The 25066-nt window shown below is 58.5% G+C and carries 30 protein-coding genes; 11 read left to right on the top strand and 19 right to left on the bottom strand.

Going from position 1 to position 25066, the window contains the following annotated elements:
- Positions 1-6: 6 nt before the first annotated feature.
- Complete coding sequence (locus tag Mame_RS27745) at positions 7-183, top strand: CopG family ribbon-helix-helix protein (protein ID WP_157624608.1); 177 nt, start codon at positions 7-9, stop codon at positions 181-183.
- 297 nt (positions 184-480) lie between these two features.
- The gene (locus tag Mame_RS24945) at positions 481-1317 is read left to right on the top strand and encodes an IS5 family transposase (RefSeq protein ID WP_026173651.1); all 837 of its coding nucleotides are present in this window, start codon (positions 481-483) and stop codon (positions 1315-1317) included.
- Between the two features lie 198 nt (positions 1318-1515).
- Here Mame_RS24945 and Mame_RS24950 read toward each other — a convergent pair whose 3' ends face one another.
- From Mame_RS24950 to Mame_RS24970, 5 genes are read right to left on the bottom strand one after another with little or no spacing between them, the layout of a single operon-like run.
- On the bottom strand, positions 1516-2109 hold the full coding sequence (locus Mame_RS24950) for a methyltransferase family protein (RefSeq protein WP_018065861.1): 594 nt from the start codon (positions 2107-2109) through the stop codon (positions 1516-1518).
- 8 nt (positions 2110-2117) lie between these two features.
- The gene (locus Mame_RS24955; RefSeq protein ID WP_018065860.1) at positions 2118-2585 is read right to left on the bottom strand and encodes a DUF411 domain-containing protein; all 468 of its coding nucleotides are present in this window, start codon (positions 2583-2585) and stop codon (positions 2118-2120) included.
- A 16-nt stretch (positions 2586-2601) separates the two neighbouring features.
- A complete protein-coding gene (locus Mame_RS24960; protein ID WP_018065859.1) occupies positions 2602-3225 on the bottom strand; it encodes an SCO family protein in 624 nt (207 codons plus the stop codon).
- Entirely contained in the window at positions 3222-3722 is a 501-nt protein-coding gene (locus Mame_RS24965) for a copper chaperone PCu(A)C (protein ID WP_018065858.1), read from the bottom strand. The genes Mame_RS24960 and Mame_RS24965 overlap by 4 nt, the downstream gene beginning before the upstream one ends.
- Positions 3723-3760: 38 nt before the next feature.
- On the bottom strand, positions 3761-6001 hold the full coding sequence (locus tag Mame_RS24970; RefSeq protein WP_207903918.1) for a heavy metal translocating P-type ATPase: 2241 nt from the start codon (positions 5999-6001) through the stop codon (positions 3761-3763).
- Between the two features lie 66 nt (positions 6002-6067).
- On the opposite strand from Mame_RS24970, the gene Mame_RS24975 reads away from it, so the two are divergent.
- Positions 6068-6469, top strand: a complete 402-nt coding sequence (locus Mame_RS24975) for a MerR family transcriptional regulator (RefSeq protein ID WP_018065856.1) — start codon at positions 6068-6070, stop codon at positions 6467-6469.
- Between the two features lie 69 nt (positions 6470-6538).
- Here Mame_RS24975 and Mame_RS24980 read toward each other — a convergent pair whose 3' ends face one another.
- The 6 genes from Mame_RS24980 to traA all read right to left on the bottom strand — a co-directional run bounded on the left by Mame_RS24980 (position 6539) and on the right by traA (position 14109).
- Complete coding sequence (locus Mame_RS24980) at positions 6539-6859, bottom strand: YnfA family protein (protein WP_018065855.1); 321 nt, start codon at positions 6857-6859, stop codon at positions 6539-6541.
- A gap of 409 nt (positions 6860-7268) precedes the next feature.
- Positions 7269-7574: a hypothetical protein gene (locus Mame_RS24985; protein WP_018065854.1), complete on the bottom strand. Its 306-nt coding sequence runs from the start codon at positions 7572-7574 to the stop codon at positions 7269-7271.
- Positions 7575-7601: 27 nt separating this feature from the next.
- Entirely contained in the window at positions 7602-8810 is a 1209-nt protein-coding gene (locus Mame_RS24990) for a type IV pilus twitching motility protein PilT (RefSeq protein WP_018065853.1), read from the bottom strand.
- Positions 8810-9724: a type IV secretory system conjugative DNA transfer family protein gene (locus tag Mame_RS24995; protein ID WP_235726836.1), complete on the bottom strand. Its 915-nt coding sequence runs from the start codon at positions 9722-9724 to the stop codon at positions 8810-8812. The genes Mame_RS24990 and Mame_RS24995 overlap by 1 nt, the downstream gene beginning before the upstream one ends.
- Entirely contained in the window at positions 9721-10224 is a 504-nt protein-coding gene (locus Mame_RS25000; protein ID WP_018065851.1) for a DotD/TraH family lipoprotein, read from the bottom strand. The genes Mame_RS24995 and Mame_RS25000 overlap by 4 nt, the downstream gene beginning before the upstream one ends.
- A 129-nt stretch (positions 10225-10353) precedes the next feature.
- Positions 10354-14109 (bottom strand): Ti-type conjugative transfer relaxase TraA, encoded by a 3756-nt coding sequence (gene traA, locus Mame_RS25005; RefSeq protein WP_079921052.1) that lies wholly within the window; start codon positions 14107-14109, stop codon positions 10354-10356.
- 209 nt (positions 14110-14318) lie between these two features.
- Here traA and Mame_RS25010 point away from each other — a divergent pair, with 209 nt between their 5' ends.
- From Mame_RS25010 to Mame_RS25025, 4 genes are read left to right on the top strand one after another with little or no spacing between them, the layout of a single operon-like run.
- Positions 14319-14558 carry a TraC family protein gene (locus Mame_RS25010; RefSeq protein WP_018065848.1) on the top strand — a complete coding sequence of 80 codons (240 nt, stop codon included), beginning with the start codon at positions 14319-14321 and terminating at the stop codon, positions 14556-14558.
- Positions 14521-14775 (top strand): conjugal transfer protein TraD, encoded by a 255-nt coding sequence (locus Mame_RS25015; RefSeq protein ID WP_085986569.1) that lies wholly within the window; start codon positions 14521-14523, stop codon positions 14773-14775. Before Mame_RS25010 ends, Mame_RS25015 begins: the two co-directional genes overlap by 38 nt.
- Complete coding sequence (locus Mame_RS25020; protein WP_018065846.1) at positions 14772-16631, top strand: type IV secretion system DNA-binding domain-containing protein; 1860 nt, start codon at positions 14772-14774, stop codon at positions 16629-16631. The genes Mame_RS25015 and Mame_RS25020 overlap by 4 nt, the downstream gene beginning before the upstream one ends.
- Before the next feature lie 2 nt (positions 16632-16633).
- Positions 16634-16885, top strand: a complete 252-nt coding sequence (locus Mame_RS25025; RefSeq protein WP_018065845.1) for a WGR domain-containing protein — start codon at positions 16634-16636, stop codon at positions 16883-16885.
- 92 nt (positions 16886-16977) lie between these two features.
- Here Mame_RS25025 and Mame_RS25030 read toward each other — a convergent pair whose 3' ends face one another.
- The 7 genes from Mame_RS25030 to Mame_RS25055 form a co-directional block, all read right to left on the bottom strand.
- Entirely contained in the window at positions 16978-17319 is a 342-nt protein-coding gene (locus Mame_RS25030) for an addiction module antidote protein (protein WP_018065844.1), read from the bottom strand.
- Between the two features lie 4 nt (positions 17320-17323).
- Entirely contained in the window at positions 17324-17620 is a 297-nt protein-coding gene (locus Mame_RS25035; protein WP_018065843.1) for a type II toxin-antitoxin system RelE/ParE family toxin, read from the bottom strand.
- 228 nt (positions 17621-17848) lie between these two features.
- Positions 17849-18022, bottom strand: a complete 174-nt coding sequence (locus tag Mame_RS27095) for a hypothetical protein (RefSeq protein WP_018065842.1) — start codon at positions 18020-18022, stop codon at positions 17849-17851.
- A 276-nt stretch (positions 18023-18298) separates the two neighbouring features.
- Positions 18299-19213, bottom strand: a complete 915-nt coding sequence (locus tag Mame_RS25040; RefSeq protein WP_018065841.1) for a Fic/DOC family protein — start codon at positions 19211-19213, stop codon at positions 18299-18301.
- Entirely contained in the window at positions 19210-19419 is a 210-nt protein-coding gene (locus Mame_RS25045; RefSeq protein WP_018065840.1) for an antitoxin VbhA family protein, read from the bottom strand. Before Mame_RS25045 ends, Mame_RS25040 begins: the two co-directional genes overlap by 4 nt.
- Positions 19420-19626: 207 nt before the next feature.
- Positions 19627-20085 (bottom strand): hypothetical protein, encoded by a 459-nt coding sequence (locus tag Mame_RS26940; RefSeq protein ID WP_155122301.1) that lies wholly within the window; start codon positions 20083-20085, stop codon positions 19627-19629.
- Positions 20086-20286: 201 nt separating this feature from the next.
- On the bottom strand, positions 20287-20607 hold the full coding sequence (locus Mame_RS25055) for a DUF736 domain-containing protein (RefSeq protein ID WP_018065838.1): 321 nt from the start codon (positions 20605-20607) through the stop codon (positions 20287-20289).
- 613 nt (positions 20608-21220) lie between these two features.
- Between Mame_RS25055 and Mame_RS25060 the strand changes: the two genes are divergently transcribed.
- The 4 genes from Mame_RS25060 to Mame_RS25075 are packed head-to-tail and all read left to right on the top strand — an operon-like array spanning position 21221 to position 24047.
- Positions 21221-21583, top strand: a complete 363-nt coding sequence (locus tag Mame_RS25060) for an ArsR/SmtB family transcription factor (protein WP_079921054.1) — start codon at positions 21221-21223, stop codon at positions 21581-21583.
- Positions 21580-21993, top strand: a complete 414-nt coding sequence (gene arsC, locus Mame_RS25065) for an arsenate reductase (glutaredoxin) (RefSeq protein WP_024707217.1) — start codon at positions 21580-21582, stop codon at positions 21991-21993. The genes Mame_RS25060 and arsC overlap by 4 nt, the downstream gene beginning before the upstream one ends.
- A complete protein-coding gene (gene arsH / locus Mame_RS25070) occupies positions 21990-22718 on the top strand; it encodes an arsenical resistance protein ArsH (RefSeq protein ID WP_018065836.1) in 729 nt (242 codons plus the stop codon). Before arsC ends, arsH begins: the two co-directional genes overlap by 4 nt.
- 15 nt (positions 22719-22733) lie before the next feature.
- On the top strand, positions 22734-24047 hold the full coding sequence (locus Mame_RS25075) for an arsenic transporter (protein ID WP_018065835.1): 1314 nt from the start codon (positions 22734-22736) through the stop codon (positions 24045-24047).
- 145 nt (positions 24048-24192) lie between these two features.
- Here Mame_RS25075 and Mame_RS25080 read toward each other — a convergent pair whose 3' ends face one another.
- On the bottom strand, positions 24193-25029 hold the full coding sequence (locus tag Mame_RS25080) for an arsenate reductase/protein-tyrosine-phosphatase family protein (RefSeq protein ID WP_018065834.1): 837 nt from the start codon (positions 25027-25029) through the stop codon (positions 24193-24195).
- Positions 25030-25066 lie beyond the last annotated feature (37 nt).

The following is a 25066-nucleotide window of genomic DNA, read 5'->3' on the forward strand; positions in this document are numbered from 1 at the left end:
CAGGAAATGGTTGGCACCAACTCGCCCGTTTCAGTTCGGTTGGATGTCGATACGCGCGAGAGACTGAACGCCTTGGCCAATCGACTGGACAGCACCCCACACGCACTAATGCGTCAAGCCGTTGCAGAATTTGTCGAAAGGCGCTCGACGCCAGTTCCGGCTCAAACGCCAAATCAAAGCTGACAGTGGTCACACGACCTTTGAGAACGGCCGACAAGATCAGCCGGGCATTTCTAGTTTTCAGCGACTGGTCTGATCATGCTAGGCGCATATCAGGAGTCCCGGCTGCGCCGCCGCGTCAATTCCTGAGCTTTCCGATTGCATATGCTATCGGTCGACGAATACTGGACACTGAAAAGCTAAGAGAAGAATGGCGGAAAAGCGCCTCCACTTCGGTCACTCAGAGCCGGATTTAAAAGTTATTGAGTGATATCAGAAGGATGTGATTCAACCACCTCTGCCAAGAACGTGGAGGATTGCATGCCCTGGACTGATATCACCCGCCTGCAGCATAACCGTGATCGCCTTCGCTATCCAACCGATTTGACGGATCGTGAGTGGGCTGTAATTGCTCCACTGATACCGCCGGCCAAGCCCGGTGGGCGACCACGGAAAACGAACATGAGGGAGGTGGTGAACGCGATCCTTTATATTGCGGGCAGCGGCAGCCAATGGCGGGCCCTGCCGAAGGATTTTCCTCCGGTCTCCACGGTGCGAGGCTATTTCTATGGATGGCGCGATATCGGCCTTTGGCAGACCATCAACCATCTGCTTGTCTGCGCTACGCGCGAACTGGAGGGGCGCGAGGCCTCGCCCACGGCCGGTGTCATCGACAGCCAGAGTGTCAAGACCACTGAAAGTGGCGGGGTTTCGGGCTGCGACGCCGGCAAGAAGATCAAGGGCCGCAAGCGCCACATTATCACCGATACGCTCGGGCTGATGCTGTTCGCGCATGTCCATGCAGCCGATATCCAGGACCGTGACGGTGCGCCCAGCGTCCTGAAAGCCATCCGCTACCGTTTCCCCTGGTTGCGCCATGTCTTCGCAGACGGTGGTTATGCCGGGCAGAAGTTGCGAAAAGCGCTGCGCGGATGCGGCCAATGGAACCTTGAGATCATCAAGCGCTCCGACACAGCGAAAGGCTTTGAGGTTCTGCCCCGCCGATGGGTGGTTGAGCGCACCTTCGGCTGGTTCGGTCGATGCCGTCGACTGGCCAAAGATTGGGAGAAGTCCATCGCAAGCGCCACAGCATGGGTCAACATCGCAAGCATCAGGGTGATGACAAGGCGGCTCGCACGATATTGTTTCCCGTCATGAACTTTTGAATCCGGCTCTCAGACTAGTTTTGGCGATTCCTGAAAGCAGACATATCCATTGAATATTCTGCAGGTCGCGGTTGCGCGAAACACGGCCAGCAATATTCAGACTTGGTTTATTATCTGACGCTGCCCGTTGAGAGGTTCCTTCAAGCATGCGAGCGGCTCGGCGGAGAAATGGATTTTCATCCCATTGGCATCAGATCCAACGATGCACATCACGGCGGTAGTTCCTGTATTCCACGCCGAGTTCCAAGTCTAAGACACGTTCCTCGATCCGAACCTGAAGGTGGACAGCCACGATCAGCACCAGAGTAAGGGCTAGAGTTGCGAGGCTCGGCAGCGCAAGAAACAATCCGAAGAACAGCACCATCTGTCCGACGAAGACGGGATTGCGAGAGATGGCGAACGGACCTGTCCTCACGATCCGGCCCAGTTCACCGGACGCCGCCCCGATTCTCCAGGAGCGCCCCATATAAACCTGCGAATAGAGTGACAGCGCGGCCCCAGCGAGTACGATCAGTGCTCCGAACGGCGCGAGCGGGCCGCCGAAGAGCGCAACGTGCATCGGATCGGCAGGCGCGCCACCGAGGAACAGGGCGACCAGGGCGTAGATTGAGGTGCCGGTGAACAAGAGGCGAAACAGCAGCGCCGGAAGCCCTTGTCTCTCCGATCCCTTGCCGAAAAGCCAAACGGATCGCCCTGACGCCCGGCCAGCCCACATGGTCCACATCAGGAACAGCGCCATATAGGTAAGCACGACTGCGGCAGAGACGGCTTCGAACGAAGACATGACCGGTTTCAGTTCCGGCCGTCGGGATAGTTGGCGAACACTTCGGTCGATCCGTCGCGGCGAACAAGCAGGACATCATACGGGTCTGCGTCAGGCCCGGGTTCGCCCATGCCAGGCGATCCGTATGGCATGCCGGGCACGGCCAGTCCGATTGCGCCCGGGCGCTCGGCCAGCAGGCGGTCGATCTCGCGCGCGGGTACGTGGCCCTCGATAACATAGCCCTCGATCATGGCGGTGTGGCAACTCGTCTGATCCGGCTGCAAGCCGGCCTTGATCTTCTCCTGCATCAGGTCGGCCATCGGCAGATGTTCGATCTCGGCCGTGTAGCCGTTTTCCTCGACGTGCTTCGTCCAGGCGATGCAACAGCCGCAGCCGTTGGTGGACAGCACTTCAAGGTGCTGCGCGGCGGCCAGCGCGGTTCCGCTCATCAGGAGCGAGGCGATGAATGCGAATCCGGTTCTGCGAAGCAGTGACATGGTGTTTCTCCTTGGTTCAGTCTGCCGTGTCGGCAAGCCGGCGAAGTTTTTGCATTTGGGTTTCTCGTGGCTCATGGCTGTCCAGCATGCCCATGAAATTCCCTTCGGCGTTGACCAGATAGACGCCGGCGGTGTGGTCCATTGTGTAGTTTCCGCCTTCCAGCGGCACCTTTTCGTAAAAGGCGGCAAATGCCTTCGCAGCCTGTTCGGTCTGGTCCTTGGTGCCGCGTAGCGCGATGATGCGGCTGTCAAAAGAAGTCAGGTAACTCGCCAGAAGCTCTGGCGTGTCCCGTTCGGGATCAACGGTGATGAAGAGCGGCGTGATCTTGTCCGCCGCCGGTCCCAAATCATCGAATAGGCTCGTCAGCTCAAACAGGGTTGTCGGGCAAACGTCGGGACAGTGAGTGAAGCCGAAAAAGACCAGATAGGGTTTGCCCTCAAGTTCTTCGTTGGTCAGAGTCTCGCCCAAATGCGTCGTCAGCTCGAAGGTCCCGCCAACTGCAGCGACGCCAGAGCTGCTGGTTGAGACTGTTCCCGGCCGCTCCAGCCCGGGCAACAGCCCGCTGAACATCATGAGAAAGCCGGCCACAACAACAACCGCGCCCCAGGTGACTAACCGGATAGTTTTCAGGCGCTTCATTCGGGTGTCTTCCCGCGACCCTGGTGAGCATCTGTAGCTGCAGGTGTCGCTCCCATCGGGACGACCGAGAATTCGAGCGCAACATCGCCGGCGGCTTCGAACGTGATTGTCGCAGCAAAGCTATCGCCTTTCTTCAACGGCTCTTTCGGATTGATGAACATGAGATGCAAGGCGCCGGGCTCCAGCTTCAGTGTTTCTCCGGGTGCGATCACGACTCCTTCCGCAACATGCCGCATCCGGGCAACGCCGTCCACTACGGTAGATTCATGAACCTGGACTGCCTCTGCTCCATCCGACGATCCGCCGAGCAGCCGATCAGGCTCAGTCCCCGTGTTGGTGATGGTGAGATACCCACCGGCGACCGGCGCGCCAGGCGGCGTCGCTCTCGCCCAGGGATGATCGATTTTGAGCGAACCGAACTCATAATCATGAGCAAGTGCGGGTTGCGCCATCGCTGTCAATGTGAAGCCGATGATGAGCGGCTTTATGAAAGACATTCTTCTGGTCCTCTTTATGAGTATGTCGAATCTGGCAATCAGCCACGGGCCGGATGACCTTCCGTTTCATCGCCAATCGCAGGTGAACTGTCAGCGTACCCGACCGACTCTTCGACCGCTGCCGCAGGCGTCTCCCGGTCGCCGCGAAACCGCAAAAGGCGCAGGGCATTGATCGTGACAAGTACGGTCGCGCCTGTGTCTGCCAGGATTGCCATCCACAAGGTCGTCGTGCCGGTGAGCGTCGTCACAAGGAAGACGGCCTTGAGCCCGAGTGCGAGCGCGATGTTCTGCCAGATGTTTCCGAGCGTGGCGCGTGACAACCCCACCATTTCGGCCACGCCGGTCACGCGGTTCTTGAGCAAAGCGGCGTCGGCTGTCTCGAGCGCGACGTCGGTGCCACCACCCATGGCGATGCCGACCGATGACGCGGCAAGCGCAGGCGCGTCGTTGATGCCGTCGCCGACCATGGCGATGCCGCCATGCTCACGGAGCGCGGCGATTTCCGAGAGCTTGGCGTCGGGCAGCAGTTCGGCCTTTGCCTCGAGTCCGAGACCGGAGGCGATCGCGTCGGCGGTGCGCCGGTTGTCGCCCGTCAACATCACGGCCCGGATGCCGAGCGCCTTCAGGCGCGCGACACCGCTCGCAGCGTCCTCGCGCGGTTCGTCGCGCAGCGCGATGACGCCGATGGGGCGCTTGCCCGACAACACGATCACCGCCGTCTTGCCCCCGGCCTCCAGCGCCTCCAGCTTTCCGCTGAGTTCGGGCGAGAGATCATTCTGCTCGGCGGCGTAGCGCGGCGAGCCGACCGAGACGAAGCCTTCCCGCAGCCGCGCCGTGACGGCCTTGCCGGGAATGGCCATCGCCCCGCCGAAGACCTTCGGCAGTTCGAGACCGCGTTCTTCGGCTGTCTCGACGATTGCCATGCCAAGCGGGTGACTGGATCCATCTTCGACCGCGGCAGCCTTCGCGAGCAGTCCGGCTTCGTCGCCCTCGAGCGGAATGATGTCGGTCACACGCGGCTTTCCGACCGTCAGCGTGCCCGTCTTGTCGAAGGCAACCGTGGCTACCTTGCCAAGCGTTTCCAGCGCCGCCCCGCCCTTGATCAGAAGCCCGAGCCGCGCACCGGCGGCAAGGCCGGAGGCGATCGCCGCCGGTGTGGAGATGACAAGCGCGCAGGGGCAGGCGATGAGCAGCGTCGCCAGCCCGCGATAAATCCAGGTGCCCCAGTCAGCCCCCAAAAGCAGGGGCGGCGCGACAATGATGAGAGCGGAAACCGCCATGGCGGCGGGCGTGTAGTATGCGCTGAAGCGGTCGATGAAGCGGGCGGTCGGTGCCTTCGAGCCCTGCGCTTCCTCTACCAGATGGATGATGCGCGCGATCGTATTATCGGCGGCCGTGTGCGTGATCCGCACCTTGAGCACACCATTGGCGTTGATGCTGCCGGCATAGACGGTGCTGCCCACCTCCTTCAGCACCGGCACGGACTCGCCCGTGACCGGCGCCTCGTCCAACTCGGAGCTGCCCTCGATCACCTCTCCGTCCGACGGCACGCGGTCGCCGGGCCGGACCACGACGACATCGTCGAGGGCGAGTTCATCCGCGGGCACCTCCGTCACCACGCCGGCACGCTCGCGGCGCGCCACGCGCGGAACGAGGTTCATCAGCGCCTCGATGCCGGCGCGCGCCCGGCCCGCGGCAACGTTCTCCAGGATTTCTCCAACCGCGAAGAGGAAGACGACGATCGCCGCTTCCGCGCTCTCGCCGATTGCAACAGCGCCAATCGCGGCAACGGACATCAGCGTTTCGATACTGAATGGCGTGCCGTGCCGGGCACCGGCTATCGCGCGCCGGAGGATCGGCAGAACTCCGAGCAGTGCCGTCGCCAGATAGGCCCATTCGGCCATCGCGGGCGCAACCGTCGCGACAAGAAAGGCGAGACCGAGCAGAACACCGGTTGCGATGACGAGTTGACCTTTACGTGTCCGCCACCATACCCGGCCAGCTGTTTCGGGTCGCAGGGGCGAAGCGTTAGCTCCATCGGACGGCTCACCCGGCATTGAAAGCGGTGTGTAACCGAGCGAGCGAATGCGCCCTTCGACGGCCCCACGAGATGTCCGATCCTCATCGAAGACGAGCGACAGCCTCTCGAGCCCGTAGTTCACGTTGATCTCGCTGACGCCCGGCAGGCGCTTCAGTCCGTTCTCGATCTTGACCGCGCAGGCAGCGCAATCCATCCCTTCGACACGGAGTTTAAGTGTTGTATTGGCCTCGACCGGCATGTGCCACCTCGACTTGTTCGATGCGACACCTTATATGCACCCTGTAGCAACTATAGGGTCAAGGCCGTGAGGCACGAAAACTTCTCCATCGGCGATCTTGCGAAGGCGACTGACACGAAAGTGGTGACGATCCGTTACTACGAGCGTGTGGGCCTTCTGCCGAAGCCGGAGCGCACCGCCGGAAACTATCGCAGCTACTCGGCCGCACATCTCGGCCGGCTGAGCTTCATCCGTCGGGCACGAGACCTCGGTTTCACGATCGAGCAGGTGCGCGATCTACTCAGTCTTTCTGATCAACGCGACCGATCATGCGACGCTGTCGACGCGATCGCCTGCGCGCATCTAGCCGAGGTGGAACGCAAGATTGCGGACCTGCAGGCCTTGCGTCACGAACTGGGGAGCATCATCGATCAGTGCGGTTGCGGTACAATAGCCGAGTGCCGGATTATCGAAGCGCTATCGCCCTGATATGGAAACGAACTGAGCGCGTTGCAGGGTCGTTTCATCGAGTTTGATACGGATCAAGAGGCGTGCCGCTCACTGACGGGGACCGAAAATAATCACGGCCGCACCAACAAGGCAGATCACGGCTCCAGTAACATCCCACCGGTCCGGCCGGGCATCCTCAACGAGCCAGAGCCATGCAAGCGACGCGAAGATATAGACGCCGCCGTAGGCAGCATAGGTCCGACCCGCTGCAGCGACGTCAACCAATGTGAGGAGGTAGGCGAACAGAGCGAGGGACAAAACACCAGGCGCAATCCACCATGGTGATTTATCGAGACGTAGCCAGGCCCAGAACGCGAAGCACCCGGAAATCTCTGCCAAAGCTGCTCCGGTATAGGCAAGAATCGTCATGTGAGCATGGGCTCCGTTCCTAAGTTGTATCTCGCGCGAGCTGTTTTATTTTTGACGTTCTAGACATGTCAACTCGCCCTCTCACAAGAGCCATCCGCCTACATGAGATACAGAGCAATACGGTCTGCACGGACAACCGGCTCCGCACCAAGGCAGAGCCAAGACCTCTTGAACTGGCGCTATGTACGACGTTCCCGTTGGACAGTTGCCCGTGAGACAAATCCACTACCGGCGTGGTTTTGAGGAGCCGGGCAGACCTCATGGCGCGCTGATGAATGTCCGCTCAACCACATCTCGTGCCAGAAGCTGCCAGTCAGCAGACGGCCCCATCCCGGTCATTCCCAAAGCAGGCCAAATTATGGACCCTGCACGAAGGAGTGAGGACCATCACCCATTCTGCAAATGCCCACTAAAGAATGAAGTACCGATGAATTACGTAGGCGAGCTTCCATAGCGACAGGATAGCCGCTGCGGCGAGAGCGATCAAAAACAGCATAAGCCAGTCATGATTTGCAATAGCAGTCTCAATGATGTTCAGAAATTTCAAGAACAACAGGCCGAAGGATAGAGCAACAGCCGCCATCGCGGCGGCGGCCGGCAAGCAGAGAAGCAAGATGATTGGCCAATAGACAAGCTTTCGAACAGCACGTTCTCCGACGCCGGCCTCATAGTTCTTATGATCCCTGACGGGGCGAAGGTACTTTGGAATTTGCATATTTTCCTCCTTCGTCATCAGCGGCCGTCAGTGGCGCGGCAGCAATCGCCTGAGGTCGTCATACGAAACCTTGCCCTCATCAACTTTCTGTTGGGCCGCATCATGCATGGAGCGGGCAAGAACGCGGTCGGCCGACTCCTGCATCAGACGGCTCACGGCTTTCGGCCAGTCGCCGATAGGAACAGAAACAAACTGATCGCGCACATAGTCGTCAAACAGCAGATACTCGCGCAATGGCACGCGGCCGCGATGGTCGCTGGTGCGGACCAGGTGTTGAACGACGAAGAGCTGGAGCGACGTGATCAGGTCGAACGCGCGCGCATCGCGTTCTTCGGCCGGGAAGTTCACGACCATGCGCCGCAAGCCTTCCGCGACCGATCCCGCATGCGTGGTGGTGTAAACCAAGTGGCCGGTCAGACTGGCCTCCAGGCAACCCTCAAGGGAGGCTTTGTCGCGGGCCTCGCCGAGCGAAATAATATCAGGCGCGCAGCGCAGCGCCGCCCACACTCCGTCGCCGAACGACGGCAGGTTGCGCCCTTCGCCGATCTCCGACTGCTCAATGGAAGACGCGCAGTCGCTGTGATCCGTCAGCACGTCGGAATAGGTGAACTCGATAGGCGCCTGCAGATCGACGATCGCTTTCGGATCGGCCGTGTTTTCAAGATGAAAGCGCGTGATCCCGGCAAGCGTCGTGGACTTTCCCTGGCCGGTCGCGCCGGCGACAACGACAATGCCATGCTGAGGCGACATGTACGGGCGGACCTCACTATCGAGTCCGACATCATCGATCGTTGGCGTCTTTGTCGGCAACGGTCGCATCGTCATGGAAATGCCGTCGCCAGCACCTTTCATCACGCCCTTGGCGTTCACACGGAAACGCTGGCGCCGGTGACGGTCAATCGGAACCTCGAACGAGAAATCCAGAGGTCGCCCTTGCCGCAAGATGCTGAAGGCATCTTCCGACCGCCACATGTGGCTCAGGATACTCAAGACCTCTGAGGCGTTCAGAGGTTTTGCGGTCGCAAAATGCTGCGTGCCATGCATCTTGATCCGAATACGACTGTCCGTCTGTATCCGGATGTCCGACGCCCCTTTGATCGAGGCCCCGACCAGCAACTGCTGAAACGGGTCCATGTCACCGTCAAAACGCAACGGCTCATGGTTCAGAACGCGCGCATAGGGCTCCTTCGGATCGTAGGCGTCTTCCGTCAAATTCGATAGATCAACCGCCGGCATTACTTGGCCACCTGAAAACGTCTCTGGATCGGCTTCCATCGGGCCGGGTTTTTGACGAACCGGGCAGCATCATCGATCTCGACACGGCGCTCGCCAATATAGAGCTCGTCGACATTACCGGCCGCGCGCGTCTCACTCGACTTCAGCACGAGGTTGGTAATGAGACCTGCTTCCACTGCCTTGCGATACTCGACCATGCCGAGATAGTCGCGCCGCAACAGGTTCATGTTTTCCTGCAATGCGGCGTCGGCCTGTTGCTCGCCCTGCGCCCAGCCTTCATCAAGATACTGCGACCAGATTTTCGTTTCATCGTCATCCTGCGGCAACAATCGATCGTCAGGCTCACGCGGCGTATCGAGCGGGAGCACAAGATAGTCGCGCCAGGTCGGCAGAATGGCGACCAGTCGACCGGGCTCCTCGATGCGGTAGTATTCGTCGGCGGCAACACTCTTGCGGCCGTTGTCGGTGACGTTGATCGCCGCCGTGGCGCGGGTGATCACCGGCGGCAACACGTAGCCTGTTTCCCGCGGCGCCTTGAATGCGACCCGGTTGAAATTGAAGGTTTCCGAGAGCTTGTCCGATTCACGCTCTAGATCGTTCATGATCTCCCAGCTGCGCCGCTCAAATCCTGCTTGCGCACCATAGGCAAGTGCAGCGTCCCGGAGGACCGAATAGCGCTGCTCCTCAACCTCGGTCCCGCCAGGCTTTCCGCGTTTGGCCCGGGAAGCAAACTGCTTGTAGGACAAAGGCGCATATCGCGGACTGGTGAGGTCATCAGGGCCACCGAGCTGCGGGACAGGCGGCGGTTGCGGTGTTTCGTCCTTCATGGTTGCGCATGAAGACAAAAACGCGGCCATCAGAATGCCTGTCAGCGCCATGGCACGATTGCGACGGTGAGAAAGGGGCTGGCTCACGGCTTGAGATCCTCCCGATGCGGGATCGGGCTTTGCTCAGGGCGAGCGTAATAGATCGTCATGTGTCTGGCACCCTGATCGATCACAAGGCGCGCTCGCCCTTTCGCCTGCCCGTAGGCTTCCCGAAGCAGTCCCAAGGCCGTCAGATTGTAGAAATTGGTCGAGATCAAAATCGGAGCGCCGGACTTTTCCCCGGACACCGACACGCTGTAGTCCACTTCGTTGGCAACCCGCGTTGTCAGCTCATCCAACGTTCCCTGCCATTCGGCATCAACGATCTTCATGAGCGGGCCTTGGGCAATCTCCGGATTGCGCACCTCAACCGTATTCGTAGCGCGCGGCTCCAGGACATTTTGATAGAGCGCTGCGTCGTTCAACTCCCTTCGAACGAGATGGACTTGATTGTCGATGTAATTGATCGTAGGGGAATCCGACGGAACGTCTCTTGTGCTGGTACAGCCAGCGAGCACAGCCAGTGCCAGGCTGATCGCGATGCGCATGGGGAAACCTCTTGCGGTGCGGAAATTGCAGCGTATGACATCCGCAATTCACCACAACGGCCTCCTTGATGCAACATCAAAGGGAACAAAAGAGGCGGTTAGTCGCCGCTTTTGCCAATCCTGGGGCGCTCATCTCCCAATAGAATGATACTGCGACTTCTCCTGCTCAAGACGAATTTCGCGCCGCTGTGTCCGTTCAATCTCGACACACCTGTCATAGGCCGTACAGATCTGGCGGGCATCACGATAGATCCTCGATCTTGCTTCTGGAGAAAGCTCCGGCATTGCGCGTGCGATCATATCTTGCGCCGGCACACCGCTGCTGTCGCCAAAACGCGCGCTGATGTCATGAGCGACACCCCGCAGCTGGCCGATGGCTTCGCTGTCGTCGATCACGGCCCTTTCAAGTGCGCGACGTTCGTCAGAGCGCTCCGGCAGACTGGACGCTTTTGCCAGGGCGGACAGCACATCTTTGGCGGCCGTCGACAGCCCGTCGATCGGCGCGGCCATCTGGCTCCGCAGCTTCCTCTCAACCTCTTCAGCGCCTTTGATACTAACCTTGAGTGACCGGACAAAATCGCCGGCACTGCTGGTTGCAGGAAGCACGGCTGCAAGTGCCGTTTTCCGGTCCTCATCGGGTCGGCCGAGAAAGTTGGTCTTGCCACGCAACTCACCAAGAGACGCCGGGTTCTCACGCATTGATCTGAGAACCTGACTGGCGTCTCCGTCGCTCATCACCGCGGCAGACACCTTGTCGAGGATCGGGGCGGGATCGCGCCAGACCTTGCCCATGTTCTTGAGTGCGGATTGGCACAGCGACTTGGTGACGGCCGCCTGATTGGCCGGATCACGGGCAACGGCTTCGACCGAGGCGGGCCATTGCGTCACGGCCGGAATAAGCGGAACATCGGGAAGGCGATAACGTGCCCGTTCCTGTTCATAATCGGCCTCAAGGCCAGCATCGCGTCGCTCCGTGACCATGGCGGACGCAACATCAACGCGGCTCTTGTCGTCCGCGGCCAGCTGACCGACATGCACGAGCTGCCAGTTTGCCTTGATGAAGGTCTGCGCCGATGGCGGAAGATGTGCGACAAGCGATTGTAGCTTGTCCTCATCCGGATCGCGTCCAAGAGACCGGACTTCAACCGGAGAAACCAGCGCTGCGATCTGTTCATTGAACATGACAAGATCGGTTGCGGACGACATCTGCGTCAGCTCAGTTTCGGCAGCCCGGAACCAGCGCCCACGCTTGCCGCTGTAGCCTTTGGTGTTGCGGTCCACCTCCGAAAGCCGGGAAAGCGCCTGACTGACCGCCGGCGTCAATTCGGGAATCCTGATCTCCCTTTCGGCTTCAACAGGCCGCGCGCCGGCGGCAGGCGGGACATTCGGCGATACGTCAACGGCTTGCGGACGCGCAAGCGAAAGCCGTTCGGAAATTACCCTGAACCGTTCCGCAATATCCGAGAACCGTGACCGCATGGCATTGAGCGATCGACGCCAAAGATCGCGCAATTCGCCAATGTCCGGAAGATCGCGCCGACGCACAAATGCTTCGCGTTCGAGCTGATAGTCGGGCGTATGCTCATAGGCCAGCGTTGAATCCTTGAGCCGGTCTAGCGACAGCGTGTCTAGCAGATTCCTGGTTTCAGGAAAGTCATTCCGGCCGGCATAAAGCGCCACCGTTTCGCGATGGCGCGAAAGCGCGACATAGGAAAGCTGCGCATCCATCATCTGTGTGGCAAGCACATGCACCCGGTCGACAGTCGCCCCTTGAGACTTATGGATCGTGGTCGCGTAGCCATAATCAACGTTGTTGTAATGCTCATGGTTGACCGTAACGGCCCTGCCATTGTCGAGCCGAACATCAAGAATGCCGTCATTCGCCTTTTCCACGGTCGCCAGCATTCCGTTCTTGACGCCAAGGTCGCGATCATTTTCCAGGAACAACAGCCGGTCGCCAACGGCAAAAGCGCGCGGGCCACGCACCGCGTCAAACGTCACTTCGTTTTGAAGCCCCCCGTGCTCCTTGATGGTATGGCGTGCCAGCTCATTCAGACTGAACACTGCATCCTTGGTATGCGCCAGCATCAGCGTATCGGCGCCGGCACGCCAATCAGCTCCCCATGCACCAACCAATTCAGACATGGCATCATCACGATTGCCCTGGATATGAATGTGTCCGTTGTCGGCATAGGCTTGAAGCGCCGCGCGGCTGTCACCGCGACCGAATGCCAGGGAAGCGTCCCGCATCCATGTTTCGCTTTGACGGCGCACCTCGGTCAGTTCGACAAACCCGGTATTATCCGCAATGGCGCGAAACGCAGCGCCAGCCTGAATAGGCTGAAGTTGCCGCGCATCTCCGACAAGAATAAGCTTGGCCTGTGCCGCGTTCACCGCGTTCACCAACATCGCCATGTCGTTCGATGAGACCATTCCGGCCTCGTCCAGAACGAACACGTCGCCTTTCTGAAGGCGGCGTCTGTCTTGCTCCCATGACATGCGCCAGGACGCCAGCGTCCGGCTCTCGATACCCGCAGATTCAGACAAGCCCTCGGCCGCCTTGCCGGCAAGCGCACCGCCAACAACACGCCGCCCCTGCCCTTCGTAAACCTGCCGCACGACATCCATCACCGTGGATTTACCAGCACCGGCATAGCCGACCACCGTCGAAACGCCGCGATCGGACGTAACGGCGCGAACCACCATTGCCTGTTCGTCGGAAAGAGAAAATCCATGCGATTTCGAGAATTCCGCCAGCGCCTTCTCGACGCGCCGCGGCGGTGCACCGAACGATTGATCCGTCGCGCGCTGACGGACGCCATCGATCATCCGCGCTTCCATCTGCAGGACTTCTCGCGTGGTCATCTTCTCCCGCTCAAGAAGCTTGTTCGTGAACGGGTCGCGGATTTCCTGGGAAAGCGTCACAAGGTTTTCGAGCGCACCGACCCGGAGGAAAAGCCCGGAAAATTCTTCAGAGGTTGACGCATACCGGTGGATGAACTTCGCAACATCGCGCTCATCGAAGACGGATTTTTCCGCCGTGATCATTTTCAAAACAAGCGAAGGATCTTCCGCCAGCTTGCGGAAATTCTCATGCATGACCTGTTGGTGCTGCTGCACCATCTCGGTCTGAATGCCGCGCGCCTCCATGTCGTCAACGGCGGGACCGCGATGCGTCGTCGGCTCCAGCGGAATGTCCCGATCTTCAAAGCTGCGATGGTCGACCGTTGCGTCATAGCCATGCTCGACCAAATGACGATTGACCTCCTGTGACCAGGCTGCACGGATCTCAGGAAGCCGGTCCTTCCAACCCGCGAAGTGCTGATAGACGATTTCCCCTTTTTGGCCCTCCACCTTTGGCGGCCTTCGGACCGGTTCACCATCACCATCAAGAACCGGAACCCGCTTTGGGCCAAAGCCTGTTTCTGTCAGTGGCCGCAACGCCACCATGATGTGAACATGCGGATTGCCTGTCGCATCATGATAGTTCCAGTCTGCGACCTGCCCACGCGCCGCAAACTGATTGCGCACGAAATCACGAACCAGAGCCTTGTTCTGCTCTACGGACAACTCAACGGGCAGTGCGACGACGAACTCATGCGCGAGCTGTGCGTCATCGCGCTTTTCACTCGCTTCCACACGGTTCCAGAAACGCTCGGCAAACTCATGTGGCGAATATCGATCATCCCAGGCATGTATCCACTGCGGGGCACCTTCGGGCAACACGACTTCACTGTGGATGCAGCCCTTTTTTCGACTGTAGTCGGTAATCTCTCCGGAGCGCGCGACGTTCATATGTGTCGCATGGCGGTATGCAGCGGCAGCAACCGCACTCTGCCCTTTACCACGGGATATCTGATGAGCGCGCAAATGATAGATCGCCATGGAACGGGCGTACCATCTTACATTGTTGAAAACAATGTATAAGTGCGCATTTAACAAAACGATCGTTTTGTTCGCATGACGGAGTGCGGCATCGGCTCCGCCGATTCATCTTAAACAGCATGGGCTCTTTTTCACGCATCATCGGTGTTTACAAACACAGAACATCTCTGCAATCTTCTCATCGTTTGATGCCGAAAAGGAGAAAGCACATGGCACGCGCAAAATCCCCTTCCGCGATCCGTGACCAGATCAGAATTCTGCAAAAGCAGTTGCGCGAAGCTGAAGAAAAGGAGGCACTCAGGATTGGACAAATCGCCATGAAAGCAGGCGTTGAAACCCTTGATCTTTCGGAGAATGAACTTGAGGCGGCATTTGCCGAGATGGTTCATTCCTTTCGTTCCGGGCGGAAGAATGAGCAGCGACCTTCTGACGTTGCGCAGAACGCTTAGCAACCTGCAAAGCGAGTATAGAAAAATGCGCAAGCGCGAACGAAGCGAAGACACCCGTCACAAGATCGAGCTTGGCGGACTGGTCATCAAAGCAAGCCTCGGAGATGAGGACCGCGCCTACATTCTTGGCGTTCTGCTGACAGGAAATCGGAGAAAGGGTGACGCTCGACTTCGCGAACAAATGATCAAGCTGGGTCGCGAGGCGTTGCGCCAATGATCACCAAACCCAGACGTTCCGAACTTGCTATTCTGCTCTATGCCGGTCTCTTCCTTGTGGACATTTCGGCACCTGTCTGGGTTTATTTTTTTGCGCTTCGTTCATGGAACGACACGAACGGATCGGCCTACCGCCTATCGGTTTCGCAGGCGATCGATTGCCTCAAATTCTGGTCCTCCGATCTTTGCCGAAGTCACTTCATTCAGGCACTCGGCTACGTCCCGGCCGATCTGGCTAAACTGCAATGGTTGTTGGCTGCCACGCTTGTGGCAGGCATCATTGCCATTGCGATCGGCGGCTATATTGCTTTCCTCATGCCACCGGATAAATGGATCAAGTCCGGCCGGACTGTCGCAGGCATGCCCGAATTGCTACGGGCCGCAAAAGCCGAAAAGATCGACAAGAGGGACGGCCTTCATTGGTTCAATGGATGGCGGCTGGCGCTCGAACGCGAGGTGCGACACTTCATCATCTTTGGCTCCATTGGCAGCGGCAAGACACAGGCCATGATCGGGCTGATCGTCTCGGCGATCGCGCGACATGACAAGGTTCTCGTCTTCGATATCAAGGGAGACTTTACCGAGAAGCTGCCTCCAACGATCAAGCCGGATGGTTCCAGGGTGCAGCCAATCATCATTGCTCCACAGGATCGGCGTTCCCATGTTTGGGATATCGCCAAGGATTTGCGCATTGCAGAGGATGCCGTTGAGCTGGCCACGCGACTGATCCCTGAATCAAGAGATCGGTTCTTTTCCAACTCGGCCCGTGCCGTGCTGGCCGCATGCACCATACGCTTGATGCATGAGAACCCTGGAAGGTGGACGTGGGCGGATCTGGTAGCCGAGACGCGCCGTGACCATCTTGAACTTCTTGAGGTCGCGCATCGCTATCACCCCGACGCGGTTCGCTTTCTGGATGCTGACTATCGACAAGTCGCCTCGACGCTTTCGACACTCACCGCTGATACGAACACGCTGCGTCTGCTGGCAACGGCGTGGGCGAATTATGAAGGTCTGGAACGTTTTTCGCTGCGCGACTGGCTGCTCTACAAAACAGATCGACGCACCGTCATCCTGCAGAAGTCCGGCCGGTTTTCTGACCAGTCTGACGGCTGGATCAGCGCGTTTTTGACCATTGCCTCCAGCATCGTGTCCGATCCGGAGCTTGGCGACGCCAAGCTCCGTCGCATCTGGTTTTTCGTCGACGAATTCGCCCAGCTGCCGAAGATCAGCCGGTTTTCCGCGCTACTGGATATCGGCCGATCGAAGGGGGTTTGCGTGTGCCTCGGCGTTCAGGATATTGCACAGATCCGTGACACCTATGGGCGCGAACGCGCCGACGCGTGGATGTCGATCGTCGGAACGAAGATCATCGCCAAGGTGAATTCGGGGCCGACCGCTCAGCGACTTGAAAGCGATGTCGGTCAGGCCACCGTGGTCTATAATCGTCGTGAGCCACGCGGAAACGGATTGGAATGGGTGCGCGACGAGCGGCGCGAGAACACGATTGAGCGCTCCGAATTCGAGACGCAGCTCGGGCCTCGCAAGAACGGCATCGATGTCCTCGTCACGGGCATTGGCGAGGACGTCTACAAGGTGCGCGTTCCCTATACAACCCTCGTCCATGCGCGCGATGCCCAAGCGCCGGCGCAATGGACCCTCGACCTTATCACCGTCAACCGACTTGAAGGCGCCGCGGCCGACGACTACGCCGAGACTGACAAGAGTGACGAAGGCTATCCGAAAGATGCCATTGACGTTCTCAAGGGAATGGAGCCGATCGGCAAGCCCAGGAACACATCTGTGGTGGAAGGCGACGCGATCGATTTGTTCGCTGGACAACTGCCGGGGATCTGAAAATGTCGGCGCAGTTTGACCTTTTTCCGACAGACGTGCTTTTGCGTCGCATCGAGCCGGCCACGAATAAGTGGCGGTTCTATCATCTCAGTATCGAGGGCGGCCTGTTCGGAGACTGGTGCCTTGTGCGCCGCTGGGGCCGGATCGGGACCAGCGGTCAACTGAAGCTTGATTGGTTCACCTCGGCCGGACAGGCCCATGATGCCCTTGGTGTTCTTGAGCAAAGCAAGCGCAAGCGCGGCTACCGCGACTGAGGCGCGAAACGCGCCCTTCGACGCGTGGTCCGCCTCCGGCAACCGCACCAGCATCAATCAGCCTACTGCGCAGTAGAGCGGCACCAATAAAATCAGGAAGCTGTACTATGTTCGGGAACGTTCGATGCTGCCCCAGCGGACACCGCTGGAACAACCTGAATTTTAAGATCGAGCGCTTTGGCCACTTTCATCAAAGTTGCCATTGTCGGGTTCCCGTTGCCGGAAAGCGCGCGTGAAAGACCTTCCCGAGAAAGCCCGGTGTCACGCGCCAATTGGCTCATATTGCGCGCCCGTGCAATGGTTCCAAGAACGACAGCGATATATTCAGGATCGTCTCCGCCTTCTTCCATCGCGGCATCCAGGAAGGCAGCAATGTCTTCGTTGGTTTTCAGGTAATCGGCCGCATCGAAACGGCTAAAAACTTCCTTTGCCATAGTTTCAATCCTTCCACTCGTCGGCCAGCATTTTTGCGGCCTTGATGTCCTTTTTCTGCGTCGACTTGTCGCCGCCGCAAAGCAAAACGATAATCAACTCGCCGCGCCTCATATAGTAAACTCGATATCCCTTGCCGTAGTGAATTCGAAGCTCGGAAATCCCCGATCCCACGGGCTCCACATCACCGGGATTGCCCATTGAAAGTCGCACGAGGCGAGCGGCGACCTTTGCGGCCACAGTTCGGTCTTTCAGGCTCGAAAGCCAGCGATCAAATGTTGCCGTTTTGATTAACTCGACCATACGCCTACTATAGGTCACACCGAGCCGAATTGCAAACTATAAGTCACAGCCTGCTCATGTTACGTGTTCGCGCAGCATTGCTCGATTTGTCGGTTCAATAGTTTTCCTGACTTCAAGCTTTCTATTTTGAAATGGCGCACGGAATCGCAGCTTCAGCGCTCAAAATATTCGGCTTTTCGAGTGTCGGCTAGAGACCAGGAAGGCTGACAGCCTTCCTTCAAACTGACCTCATTCGAGGTCAGCGTTCCAGGCTGCCATATTCTGCTCCAACTGAAGCTCCTCTGCCGCCACCTGCGCCTCCAGCTTTTCAAGTTCTGCTTCAGCATCCTGCCGCTCGCCCTTCGAGAAGTCGCAGTTCGTCAGCTCGGCGCGAAGTTCATTGATCTGATCGATAGTCGTCATGTTTCCGTCTCCTTTTGTTGACGGAAACCGGCCACCGGTGATCGCAGGGCAGTGTCAATGATCGCGAAGCGACCGGCAAGGCCGGTGAATGGGGGTGCCGATTTTGTTGCTGCCCGCCGGGCAGCGGCAAAATTGGGGGCACCGTTCGTCATTGACGCTGACTAAGGAGCCGTACGCTATCCCGGCAAAAAAAGAAGAGAACCGCGGCCCCAACGGCCGCGACCGAATCCGGCGTCCAGCCGGCAATCTACGCCGCGAGACCGCGAAGATGGGATTTTAGCCGCGGCCGTGCCCAAAGTCGTCGTCACGCCCCCTACCCTTTCGGGCGTTCGCGCGGGTCTTCTGTGGCGTTTCGAACGTCACATGCTGCCCTTGTTCGGGCAAAGGCCTTGGCAGGTCCTTTGTCTTGCCGACGAGAATATTCTGCTTGTCGTGCATCATGAAATCTGACCCGCCAACCCCGACCAGGACGCCATCATAGCGACGGCCAGGCTCGGTCGTTGCCATATAGCGATTTTGCCAATCAAAGCCTTGCGAGGTCAGAAATTTCTGTGCCTTCTCCAACGCCTGCACGCGTTCGGGATCAGAGATCTCGCGGAACAGGCGCTTGAAGGCATCGACATCGCCGCGTTCATGACCGGCAATACTGGCCTGCGCCATGCGCTCGGCCGACACGACATCAAAGTTAAGCTCGTGACCGGCGTTCTTCGCCAGCGCAGTCATGAACTCCCTCTGCGTCCGGCCATTGCCTTCGCGAAACGGATGGATCGAGTTGAGCCGATTGAAGTAAACTGCGGCCTGATCGGCAAACGTCTCCCGGTCGAGATCGCGCAGGAGGTCTTGACCGCGCAGGTCCTCGGAAAATCGGTCCAGCGCGCTGGGAATGGCCGGGCCGATCGCGAATTGCTCGCCGTCGATCTTCTGCATGGCCGGCATGGTCGCGACCGTGCCGTCAGAAAGCTGAACCCGCTCATCGCGGGTTCGCCCGGCCCATTCATAGACGTCCTGGAAAAGATGATGGTGAAGCGCTCTCAGGTGCCGAGCGTCGAAGGTCGGCTGCGGCCCGCCCCCAAGACGCAGTTCGATGAGACGGCCGGCAACACGTTCAGCCTCAACGGCAGAGAGTTTGTCGGGATCGGTTAAGCCATCGATGTTCTTGAGGGTGCCGTTTTCGTAAGCGTAGTTCGTCATCCGTTGGCGGCGCGAAACTCTTTCAGCATCGGAACGATATCGGTGGCCTCGATCTCGCCGCGAATGAAAGCCTTGAAAATGTGATCGGTGGCAGGATCGCGCTTCAGGCCTTCCATGGCATTGGAGTGATCGGCGCTGTTGACCAGCCGGCGCCGCTTTTTCATCTCGGCATCGGAGATGCGCGCTTTCTCAAGGGTGCTCGCCATGGTCTTTTCCTTCTTAAGATCGGTGCGGTTTTACAGGCAGGCCGGTCTTCCTAGAATCTCTCAACCCTTGAACCGGCACGGTCCTGCTATGCACTCTCGCTCCTGGACGACAAATTCAGCGTAAGTCTATTGACCACGCCAACTATACCAGAATCGGAAGAAGAATTCTCTTGTTTTTTTATATGTTTGACCCAGTTATCGGGTGCATCAATCGTCTTTGCGGAGCCGCTTCGCAGGCAACGGAACGAACAGGTCATGAAACACGACCAGTGCCGTATCGGGCTCGACAGCGTAGCGGCCGTTCTTCGTGACTTTATAGAAGAGCCCCATTTCCTCGAGCACCACGCAGTTGCGCGGAACCGTAAACCGGCTGACGCCCAGGCGTTCCGCAAGAATTTGCAGGGGCAGGATTCCTCCGTCCAGCTGCGGATCGTAGATCAAGCCAATCAGGCTCACGCGCAACATCGGAAGCAGGTGCACGTAGCGGCTCGGCCGGTTCTCAATGGCGGTCGCAACCTTGAGAGCGTTAACACCTACAGTTCCGGGCGGAATTTGCTCCAGAATCGGTGGTCCATCGAACCACACAAACGGGTCATGTGGCTGCGCACCCAGCCCCTTTATAATCTCTTCTCTTGTCATTCTCTCGCGACAGCTGTTCGAACCCACATGGTGTTTCTTATATGTGCTTCAAGGCCCGATTGCCATTGTGATCCGGTGGGATGACGCCGAAAGAGCAAGGAGCGATTTGGCACTTTTCGCAAACCCATAATACCTAAAGTGAGGACAGAAGCGAAACAAGTGCGGACTATTAGGTACGTCGCGGATTTGCCGGAACCGGCGCGGCGGTATCCGCCGCGCCGAGGGAGCTTAGCTCCAGGGGATCACGGTCATCAGATCATCATCGTCCTGGCCGGGAAACTTGCCGAGGTTTGCACGGAACGCCCGGCTCGGGGTCGCAGCAGTCAGTTGCAGATACTCTTCACCGCTCTGGTTCGTCTGACGCCAGATGCCGCCAACCTCGATCTTCCGGCCTCGCGGAGATACGCCATACAAGCGGTAGACAGGCGCTTTCGGGTTCGTGCTGTTGAGCTCTTCGCCAGTGATGTCGAAGTCGAAGTCCAGTGCGGCGATGTTACCCGCCAAAGTGCCGTTGTCGTTGAAGCGGATGAAGTTGATCAGGTCTGCCATTGGTATGTCTCCGTTGTTTGATCGAATTGACGGGGACGCCAACAAGGACCGGGAAAAGGATGACTGCACCCTTCAGGGCCGCAGCGAAGCGAAGGGCGGCGCAGGACCGGAAAAGACGGAGGGTCCGCCGAAGGTGGAAGCCGTCTTTTTTGGACGGAGACGTTGCTGACAGACCCCGGGCCTTACAGTCCCATCGTCAATTGCTCGCAAACAACAACGGCTGGACATTCCTTCGCCATGGCAGCCCGCGTCAGCTTTGTGCAACAGGGTGTCGATACTGGCAAAGAACACAGTCTGCATGGACAACAAAGCACGAAACGGCCTGTCGCAGCGAATCCGAAAGGGGCTCTGTTCCTTCGATGCGAGGAAATTCCCGACACAACACGACGGAGACGGTCACCCCCGAAACGAAAATTGGGTCCTTCGTCAAAAACAGAATCTGAATAGGAGAGGAACAGACCGGGCCGATTGAGGGAGGCTGCCAGCGCGGTCACTCTTGGCTAAATATCGCCATTTTCGAGTTCGGCAAAGATGGTTTCAGGCAGGGCAAGACAGATCGTATAATCGGCGAAACTCGGTTGCCAATATTTATTTTGTCCATATTATTGGACACATGGAAATAAGCATCGTCACCGCGAGTTTTAGCGCGCTTTCCCAAGAGACCCGTCTTGAGGCGTTTCGTCTCCTTGTTCGCCATGAACCCGACGGGCTCCCTGCCGGGGAGATCGCACGTCAATTATCTGTACCGCACAACACCATGTCGGCACATCTTGCGGTGCTTTCACGGGCAGGATGGGTGATATCGCGCCGACAGAGCCGCTCAATCATCTATCGCGCCAATCTCGAGCACATGCAGGAAACTCTGCGTTTTCTGGTTCGCGACTGCTGCGCTGGCCACCCAGAAGTTTGCGAGCCGTTTTCGGCGGCTCTGAGTGAAGGTGGCCTCAACGACAAAAGAAGGAGCGAGAACGCTTGAAAGCGATAATCTTTCACAATCCGGCATGCGGAACCTCCCGAAATACCCTAGCGATGATCGAGGCGTCGGGCGAAACCCCGACCGTGATAGAATACCTAAAGACCCCACCCAGTCGTGAACGGCTGATCGAGCTGATTTCGATGATGGCCATCACGCCAAGAGAGTTGCTGCGCCGCAAGGGAACGCCTTTTGAGGAACTCAATCTTGATGATCCGACGCTGAGTGATGATCAACTGATCGATGCAATGATGGCGCACCCGATCCTGATCAATCGTCCAATTGTGGTGACAGAAAAAGGTGCGCGGTTATGCCGGCCTTCAGAGCGGGTCCTTGAACTGCTGGCAAACCCGGTGGCGGTGTTTACCAAGGAAGACGGCGATGTGTTACGCTTCGGCGGGGCAACTCAATGAGCGGGACTGAACGCCTCGATGACCTGCCGAATATCGATCCGGACAAGTTACGTCCAATTGACGTCGATTTGCTGGCGGGGCCGGATGCGCCGCGCCATCCCCCCAGGATTCTGGTGCTCTACGGCTCGTTGCGCGAGCGCTCCTTTTCACGCCTGGCCTCCGAAGAGGCGATGAGACTATTGCGCTGGTACGGCTGCGAAGTGCGCACTTTCAAACCGTCGGGTCTACCTCTGCCTGACGATGCGGATTCCGGCCACCCGAAAGTCCAGGAGTTGCGCGACCTCGCCCAATGGTCCGAGGGCATGCTGTGGGTCAGCCCCGAGCGGCATGGCGCGATGACCGGCATCATGAAGACGCAGATCGACTGGATACCGCTATCGCTGGGCGGTATCCGGCCCACCCAGGGCAAGACACTGGCGGTCATGGAGGTTTCGGGCGGCAGCCAGAGCTTCAATGCCGTCAACCAGATGCGAATCCTCGGGCGCTGGATGCGTATGATCACCATCCCCAATCAATCATCCGTACCCAAGGCCTTCACCGAGTTTGACGAAGCCGGGCGCATGAAGCCTTCACCCCTCTACATGCGTATCGTCGATGTGTGTGAGGAACTTGTGAAGTTCACCTGGCTGACGCGCGGCAGGTCTGCCTATCTCACTGACCGTTATTCAGAGCGCGTCGAGAGTGCTGAGGAGCTCTCTCGACGCGTCAACCAGAACACGCACTGACGATAAGGTCTTTTCATGTTGGCACTGGCTATTTTTGTCGTCACCCTGGTTCTGGTGATCTGGCAGCCGAAAGGTCTGGGGATTGGTTGGAGCGCGCTCGGCGGCGCTTTGGTGGCACTGCTGACGGGCGTGGTGCATCCGGACGATATCGTCGTGGTATGGGATATCGTCTGGGATGCCACTTTCACTTTCGTGGCGCTGATTATCATTTCGCTGATCCTGGACGAAGCTGGGTTCTTCGCGTGGGCAGCGCTGAATGTGGCACGTTGGGGCAACGGACGCGGCCATTTGCTTTTCCCGCTTGTCGTTATACTGGGGGCGATCATTGCTGCGTTCTTTGCCAATGACGGCGCAGCCCTTCTGCTGACGCCCATTGTCATCGCTATTCTCCTGCGCCTGAATTTTGGGCCGCCGGCGGCGTTGGCCTTCATCATCGCGACCGGGTTCATCGCAGACACGGCAAGCCTGCCGCTGGTGATCTCCAACCTCGTCAATATCGTCAGTGCCAACTATTTTGATATCGGGTTCGACCGCTACGCGGCGGTCATGGTCCCTGTGAATTTTGTTTCCCTGGCAGCAACACTGGCCGTGCTCTGGTTGGCATTCGGCCGTCGAATTCCCAAACACTACTCCGTCGAGAGCCTGGACCCGCCGCACATGGCCGTCAAGGATCCACTGGTCTTCCGGGCTGCGTTTCCCTTGCTGGCCGTGCTGCTTGCCGCCTATTTCGTGACGGCCCCGCTGGGCATTCCCATCGCGTTTGTGACAGGTACTGGCGCAGTTCTGCTCATGGCAATTGCCGGGCGCTGGTGGCAGGCCGGCCGCGGTGCAATCGTCTCCGTATCGGACGCGCTTCGCGGCGCCCCCTGGCAGATCGTTCTGTTCTCAATCGGCATGTATCTCGTCGTCTACGGGTTTGGCAATGCGGGGCTGACGAATTACGGCGCCCTGGCGATTGAGTGGTTGGCGCAACATGGTGAGTTTGTCGCCACGCTGGGCACCGGCGTGCTTTCCGCCATCGCAGCCTCCATCATGAACAATATGCCCTCGACATTGGTCGGTGCATTGTCTATCGATCGGGCCAACGTGCCTGCGGCAACGCGGGAGTTGATGATCTACGCCAACGTCATTGGCAATGATCTGGGGCCCAAATTCACCCCGATCGGCAGTCTCGCGACCTTGCTCTGGCTCCATGTGCTGGCCGGAAAGGGCTACAGGATTGGCTGGGGCCAGTATATGAAAATCGGTCTTCTGATAACACCGCCGGTATTGCTGGCAAGCCTGGTCGCCCTGGCTTTCTGGCTACCGGCTCTACCGCCATCGCCATAGGTGCATCTTGGGTCATGGCGCGGTGAGTTTCGCTGCCTGGAAGTTGCCGTCGGCACGATGACGCTGTCGTAATAGCCGGTTGGTCGCCTGGCCAGAAGGCGAATCCTGCCCAAGACAGCGTGAAAGCGCCGCTCTTCGACAGTATTCAGACTCGGGCCAGGCGCAGCCTACCGATATCGTCAACATGCTCCTGAAGGGCGGCGCGATCGAGGGTCGGTCCCGGGAGTTGAGCGAAGGGTTGAATGCGCCGGCGCATGGCCTGATAGGTCTGGCGAAACAATTCGAGGCGTTCTTCATCGCTGAAAACGCCCGCGGCAGGATCCGGGTGACCCCAATGCGCTGTAACCGGCTGTCCGGGCCAGACCGGGCATTCTTCATTGGCCGCCTGGTCGCACACAGTGAAAACGAAGTCCATTTGCGGCGCGGTCGGCTTCTGAAACTCGGCGATCGAGCTTGTCCCCAGTTCTGAAATCTCGTGTCCGTTTTCTTCAAGAACCTGCAGGGTCAAGGGATGGACCGCGCCATGTGACGATGTGCCTGCGGAATAGGCTGCAAACCGCTCAGGCGCGGTGTCACGCAGGATGACTTCGGCAAAGATTGACCGCGCTGAATTGCGCGTACAGACGAACAGGACATTATATCTGCGGTGATCGTTCGCGTCGAAATCTATCGTGCGATGGTCATTGTTTGTTCGGCCCCGACAACAATCCTCCGAGAGGAAGCCTATCAGCGACTTCGCGCCGGATAGATCGGCGCTGTACAACAACGAGTTCCCGTCGCGATCCTGATGGACGAGACCCGCACGCCGCAGAACCGATAGATAGATAGAAAGCGTCGAGCGTTTATAGCCAAGTGTTTCGGCCAGTTCACCGGCTGCCACTGATTGCGGATATCGTCGAACCAGAACGCGGAATACGTGGAGCCGTTCGGCGTGCCCGAGCGCATCGAGCATCCCGACCATGTCATCTATCATTACGTGCATGCCTCTTCAGTGCAGTCATAAGTCCGATTTATGCTTA

Source organism: Martelella mediterranea DSM 17316 (genome assembly GCF_002043005.1).
GTDB lineage: Bacteria > Pseudomonadota > Alphaproteobacteria > Rhizobiales > Rhizobiaceae > Martelella > Martelella mediterranea.